Annotated in this window: 5 protein-coding genes; 3 read left to right on the forward strand and 2 right to left on the reverse strand. The window is 57.8% G+C overall.

The window, feature by feature from the left end; all coding sequences use genetic code 11:
- Window positions 1-14: 14 nt before the first annotated feature.
- The gene (locus tag Poly24_RS23815; RefSeq protein WP_145101576.1) at window positions 15-749 is read right to left on the reverse strand and encodes a cysteine peptidase family C39 domain-containing protein; all 735 of its coding nucleotides are present in this window, start codon (window positions 747-749) and stop codon (window positions 15-17) included.
- Between the two features lie 295 nt (window positions 750-1044).
- Between Poly24_RS23815 and Poly24_RS23820 the strand changes: the two genes are divergently transcribed.
- Window positions 1045-1428, forward strand: coding sequence for a heavy-metal-associated domain-containing protein (locus tag Poly24_RS23820; protein WP_145101578.1), 384 nt, complete (start codon window positions 1045-1047; stop codon window positions 1426-1428).
- A 111-nt stretch (window positions 1429-1539) separates the two neighbouring features.
- Here the strand turns inward: Poly24_RS23820 and Poly24_RS23825 are convergent, their stop codons facing one another.
- On the reverse strand, window positions 1540-2430 hold the full coding sequence (locus Poly24_RS23825; protein WP_145101580.1) for an alpha/beta hydrolase: 891 nt from the start codon (window positions 2428-2430) through the stop codon (window positions 1540-1542).
- Between the two features lie 284 nt (window positions 2431-2714).
- Between Poly24_RS23825 and Poly24_RS23830 the strand changes: the two genes are divergently transcribed.
- Both Poly24_RS23830 and Poly24_RS23835 read left to right on the forward strand, forming a co-directional pair.
- A complete protein-coding gene (locus Poly24_RS23830) occupies window positions 2715-3737 on the forward strand; it encodes a DUF4261 domain-containing protein (protein WP_145101582.1) in 1023 nt (340 codons plus the stop codon).
- A 126-nt stretch (window positions 3738-3863) separates the two neighbouring features.
- Window positions 3864-4775, forward strand: a complete 912-nt coding sequence (locus Poly24_RS23835) for a lipoprotein N-acyltransferase Lnb domain-containing protein (protein ID WP_145101584.1) — start codon at window positions 3864-3866, stop codon at window positions 4773-4775.
- Window positions 4776-4964 lie beyond the last annotated feature (189 nt).

Here is a 4964-nt window from a genome sequence, read left to right on the forward strand (position 1 = left end):
GCAAAGTCCTTCAGCTATGTTTGTGGACGCAGGACCAAAAAATTGGAATCAAAAGTCACGATGCCTAACAAGACCGCCGCGGCAACGTGATCGATTGGCGACCAATAATACGGTTGCGAGGAGAGATTGGAATACGGGTGCAACGGATCGGCGATCATCACCGAATCCGCTTCGTCGTCGTAGCCGCTGAGCACAACAAAGTGCCCGACCGGTTCGCCTCGCAGATCGTCGGGAATGCTACTGATCCCGCGTTCATCGGGAGGCTGCGGACACTCGCGCGATTCTTGATATAAAAAGGTGGCACTCAGCCCTGCTAGCATGGGCACCCGCTCGGTAAGGTGCTGCCGGATCAAGGGACGTTCCAGCGGCTGCATCCGCACTTGGCCCCCCAACGCCAGGAAGCGTAGGTAAGCTTCGGTGGCCACGCCCAAGCGGGGATTGGAATTCCCCTTGCACTCCCGCTGACGTTCCAGGCGTTCCGCCAGATCGATATCGGGACGGTTGAACCAGCTGGGATCGAAGACCTGGACGTTGTACGTGTAGATCGTCGCAGAGAAGCCACGGACCATGGCATGGCAAGCCAACTGGACCGCAAGCGTGCCCCCCATCTCCAGCTGAGGAATGTCGGCAAGGATCTGCGCGACGTCCATGTGGAATCCCCAATAGCGGTAAATCGCTTGCAGGCATGTTGCTCCACAGGCGGAATCCGTCGGCTGGGTTTCGATTTCAACGGGTAGGGTCAGCTTCATTCGTGCGGGCGAACGGGAGAAACCATCGAACGCCGACCTCGATCGATGAGCCGGTGAGCGCATGATAACACTGGTCGATCCCCGTTGAGAAGGACTCAAACGCCTCTCGCGTTCCAAATTGCCTCGATCCAATCTCTCGAGCGCTCTTGGTGCGACATCGGTCGCGATCTAGAATGGAACACGAGCCAAACTCGAATGACTCAAGTCGTTGCGGCAACACCGTCGATCGGCCTCCCCCGCCGGAGCCCCCCTCCGCCGCTTGAACACACCTCAAACTCTACAAACGGAGAATCCAATGCGATTCATGGTTTATGTTGCCGCGATCTTGATTGCCGCGGGTATCGTTTTTGTTATGGGCAAACCCACCGAGACCCCAGAACCATCCAACGTCGCCAGCAGCGCAAGCCTAAACAGCGAAGCGGGATCGGACGTCGACGTGCAAAGCGTGGCCTTGAGCGTGCCTGGCATGCACTGTGCTTTTGGTTGTTATCCGACCGTTAAAGAAGCGTTGGAATCGGTCGATGGCGTCCAAAGTGTCGAACTGGCGAAACAGAAAAGCGAAACCGAACTGGATGACAAAACGGTCTTCGTGACGTACAGCAATGCTTTCAATTTGGAAACCGCATTGGCCAAGCTGGAAAAAGCGGGCTTCGACGCCAGCAAGATCGACGCCAACTAACGCGAGCCTTCCACCTGGCAATCGGCTGCGGGGTTTCCGCAGCTTTTTGGAATCGATACGCACGCCTTCGGGGGCATTGGGACATGACCGCTTCCACCGCGTCAAGCGATTCTATTCCAGTAGCTTGGTGATCAAGAACGCGTTGGCGCTGGCAAACGGCGTCTTGAAATGCCCGGGAATGGCGAGATGGCATTCCTGGCCGACGCTATCCGCCTTCTCCTTCATTTTCACGCCGTAAACGGGGTGGTGGATGCCATGTCCTGCATTTTTCGAAGGGAGCGTCATGTCCGCTGAATAGGACATGTACAGCGGGGGATCGTCGCCGCTGACGTGATTGTAAGGCGAGAATTCGACATATAGATCGTGATGCTTGTCGTAATTGGCCAACGCCCCGGCCATCGTCGATTCACCGACCGCCATGTTGATCATCCGATGCTTTAGCACGCCCGGCCCCAACCAAGGCTCGATCACTTTGGGATCGATGGAGGTTTGTCCCGCCGAGGCCGCGGCGGCGGTAACACGCGTCGATTCCCGCGCAATCGGGTCTTCCGAATCGGGATCGGCCAAATCGTCGTGACACAACAGCCACATCGACGTGCAAGCGCCCGCGCTGCCACCGGTCAACGCGATCCGGTCGGTACGCAGATTCCAATCGCTGGCTTTGCTGCGCAGGAACTGCACCGCCCGGGCGGCGTCGTGAACCGGTGCGGGCAATGGCACTTCACCGGTCAAACGGTAATTGATCGCGGCATACGAGATCCCTTTGTCCAGGAACGGCTTCACATCGGTCGCCCGACGCTGTTTGTCTCCAGCCACCCAACCACCACCGTGGATGTAGATCAATAAAGGACGTGGCCCATCACCCTCGGCCTGCCAGAAATCGATCACCTGCTTGGCGTGCGGGCCGTACGGGACGTTGGCGTGGGTGGGAAGATCATCAGCCGAAGCGGTAGCCCCGACGGACAGCAACGCGGCGGTTGCGGCGGCCAAAATGAATTTCATCGCGATAGATTCCTAAACGGGAGAGAGCATTGCGCCGTCCGCGTCGACAGCGGCGAGCATCGTCAAAATGTTCGCGGCAACTTGATGGGCTATGTTATAACAATGGCGGAAGCACGTTTCTATCAATTCCTCGAACGTCTCTAACGAAACGCCGGTGCATTGGGTTCCGTGGTATCGCAATTAGAATAGGTTGACGAGCTTCACCAAAGGCAGCGTGTCACCCGGTCGTCAGTGCCACGAAATTGCAGTACAACGGTGTGCGAGAGGAGCGTCAAGGAAACGCAATGCCCAAGGGTTTTTTTTCGCAAGGTCTGTGCATTCTATTGAGCGAACCGGTTTCGCTGGATCGGATCGCGCAAGCGCTCCGCGATTTTGAAATCGTCGGCCAACCGACCGGTGGTGACGATGAACTGATCGATCTGCCATCGCTGCTACTTGCATTCCGGCCCGACGTCGATGGCCAGGTTTTGCTGAGCGTGGTGGAAAACCGTTGGCCCGACGAAATGGGCGACCCGCAAGATCAGCCCGATGTGTTTGTGGCTTGGTCGTTGGGACAGTTTGGCCCGCTGGCCTACCCCGGTTGCCTGGAACGCTCCACCGAACAAGCATGGGCTTGGGAGGAGTGTAGCGAGGCGATTCAGAAACATACCTGTTTCATCCGCGTGCTATGCAGTTACGTGATCGGCGTTGCCGACGACGATGCCCCGCTGCTACCGGAAGATTACGACGCCATCGACGAGATGGAATATCTCACCAAGATCGCTGCGGCGTTGCTGACGCTTCCCGAAGCACTCTGCTATTTCAACCCCGGCGGAGAGGTGCTGCGCGACGAAGATGGATTGCGGGAAGGCCTGAATTATGCCTGGAGCCATCATCTGCCGCCGTTGGACATGTGGACTAATGTCCGCTTGTTCCGCGCAACCGAAGACTGGTCTTTGATGGATACCGTAGGCAACGGCCAGTTCGACCTTCCCGATGTCGAAGCGGCCTACCCGGCCGAAAAGTATGACGCCACGGATGTCGAGGGCTTTTTGCGGAACGCTTCGCTGTACATGCTCAAAGAAGGGGATGTGATCGAGGACGACGATACCGCCGACGGACCGGGAGACATCGTTTGGCGGGCGATTCTTTGCGACGATGCACTGACCGATCCACCCCGCCCGACCGTCCGTTGGTTTCCCGACGACGGCACCGAAGCCCCTGCGGAATTGACCGATACGGGGATGTCCGACGACGAAATCGAAGAACAGCTGGATGAATTGATGGACTTCGAAGAGCCTGACGAAGATGGCGAAATGCCTTTCTGAAGCGGTCTGGCTGCGAATTTCTGACGTCCCGCAATCTCAAGACCGAGGTTCGATTTGCCAGCATCCCTTCCTTTGGCTGCAAATCCATCTTGACACACACCGCCTGCATCGGCGATCCATGTCCTGATGCGGCAATGGCTTAACGCGACGAATCTGCTCCTGCTCCAAACGCTCTGCCTGATCGGCGGCGCGAGCGGCTGTGGTGTGTTGCGCGGTGATGTGCCCCCCAGTGAGATCGCCGAGAGTCTGCCCACGCCCGCCAAACTGGTCGTCGACCTGGCTTCTTCCACAGGCCCTTCGCAACGCCGCGACTGGCGTCCGGAACTAAGCGTGTTGCCTTATGCGGAGATCGGTGACGAGAATGAAAAAGTCGTCATCCACAACGTCCGGCAATGCCGATGGCGTTCGGCGGAAGATTACGATGTCAAACACTCCGATTGGAAGTTCCGCTGGGAAGATGTCCAAGCGGTCGACTTTATTGTGGTGCCATTCCAAGATACGCCAGCGCTCGCCCACACGATGATCAGCTTCGATCTGGGCGATGACCGCTACCTAGCCCTCAGTGTCGAAGCCCGCCTGGAAGCGGGTGAGTCGTATTCGCCGCTGGCGGGTGTGGCACAACAGTTCGATCTGATCTACATCCTTGGAGATGAGACCGATCTGTTGGGGCTGCGGGCCGAAGTGCGGCGGAACGATATCTTTTTGTATCGATCCCGTGCGACGCCCGAGCAAGCGGCTCAGATCTTGCGGAGCGTCTTGGAACGCTGCAATCAATTGCGGCAGACCCCCGAATTCTATGACTCGCTTCGCAACAGCTGTGCGACCAACGTCGCCGATCACATCGCGCCCTTTGCACCCGCGAATCTGATGACCGACTGGCGTCTGATGCTTCCCGGCCACAGCGACAAACTAGCGTACGATCTAAAACTGATCGACACCTCGCGGCCATTTGAACAGGTCCGTCGCGACGCCTACGTAAGCCTCAAAGCCCGCCAACATCTAGGCTCAAAAGACTTCTCGCAACGGATTCGCAAGTAGTCGTCGCCTACCAGCCCTCGCATCGCACGAGGCCCCTCGCAATACAAATCTTTAGCGTTCGGACGCGGTTGACGTCGGATCACGTAGTCCTTGGCAGACACGGATCCAACGCGAACCACACATACACTGCCGATCGCTGCCACCGGAAACCCGATGGCAGCCGCACCGACAAATTCAAGCCCGCCGACC

Origin of the sequence: Rosistilla carotiformis (genome assembly GCF_007753095.1) — a bacterium.
GTDB classification, from domain to species: Bacteria; Planctomycetota; Planctomycetia; order Pirellulales; family Pirellulaceae; genus Rosistilla; species Rosistilla carotiformis.